Raw genomic sequence first — 1,338 nt, 5'->3', positions numbered from 1 at the left:
CTGTGGGGCGGCAGCCGCCTGCGCACCGATTTCGGCATCAAGAGCGACCTTGAACCGCTGGCCGAAGCGTGGGTGCTGTCCTGCCACCCGGACGGAGCCAGCTACCTGCCGGACGGCACGATGCTGGCGGCGTACATTGCCGCGCACCCCGGCTGCCTTGGCACCGACTGTGACCGATTCGAGCAGTTCCCGATTCTGACAAAATTTATTGATGCCAAGCAGAACCTCTCCGTTCAGGTGCATCCGTCCAACGAGTACGCGCTCAAAAAAGAACACCAGTACGGCAAAACCGAGATGTGGTATGTGCTGGACTGCGTGCCGGGGGCGTATCTGTACTACGGCTTTACGCACGAAATCTCCAAAGAGGAGTTTGCGGAGCGCATCAAAAATAACACCCTGACCGAGGTCCTGAACGCCGTACCGGTGCATAAAGGGGATTGCTTTTTTATCCCGTCCGGCACGCTGCACGCCATCTGCCAGGGCATCGTCATTGCCGAGGTGCAGCAAAACTCCAACGTGACCTACCGCGTCTATGATTACGGGCGTGTGGGTGCGGACGGCAAGCCCCGCGCGCTGCACATTGAAAAAGCACTGGACGTGACCCGCCGCACCCCGCCGCAGAAGCAGGATTTCGGCAGCCACCTTGCCCAGTGCGAGTATTTTACCGTTGACGTCAAAAGCGGGAATTTCAACGGTACAGCGGACGAAAAGTCCTTTGTGTCTCTGCTTATCACCGATGGAATCGGCACATTGACCTGCGGCGGCGAAACCGTCTGTGTCCAAAAAGGCGAGAGTTATTTCCTGCCCGCAGGCAGCGGTGCGTATCGCATAGAAGGTCCCTGTGAAACGCTTGTTACGACTGTCTGAACTTTGAAAGGTAAGGCGTTTACTTCGGCGCTGCACTGCGCCTTTCTGATTTCTGTTTCTGGTTTAGATGCTTCGTCCATCAGGATTTTCTATAGCCTTGTACGCTATTCGGGAAAATCCTGGTGGACTGTTTTTATATAAAACATAATAGCGGTTTCCCTCTTATTTGCATAGAGTGAATCAGAACTGATTCACTTTTTCGAGTCAAGATTTTGGGATGAATCTAAACTGATTCACTCTGGAGCATATGCGAATTTGTATGCGTATCCGCTTTGATTACTCCCGCTTTGAGCGGGAACGTGTTTTGCTAGCATAGCGTTTGGATATCCACAAACGCATTTCCGGGGCGTACCCCAGACCCCCGCGCTGTTCTTGCGTGACGATAGTGACGCAGATGACGCTAATGACGCTGTTTTGGGGATATCCCTATACCATATCCCAGATTCAGCGTCATTAGCGTCATCTGCGTCA

The 1,338-nt window shown here is 53.5% G+C and carries 1 protein-coding gene; it reads left to right on the top strand.

Going from position 1 to position 1,338, the window contains the following annotated elements; all coding sequences use genetic code 11:
• The coding region (locus tag B5D32_RS14700) for a type I phosphomannose isomerase catalytic subunit (RefSeq protein WP_078785687.1) at positions 1 to 867 on the top strand (867 nt) is incomplete at its 5' end.
• Positions 868 to 1,338: the final 471 nt, after the last annotated feature.

This window comes from Gemmiger formicilis, from assembly GCF_900167555.1.
Taxonomy (GTDB): Bacteria; Bacillota; Clostridia; order Oscillospirales; family Ruminococcaceae; genus Gemmiger; species Gemmiger formicilis.
This window is presented reverse-complemented; position numbering and strand designations above follow the sequence as displayed.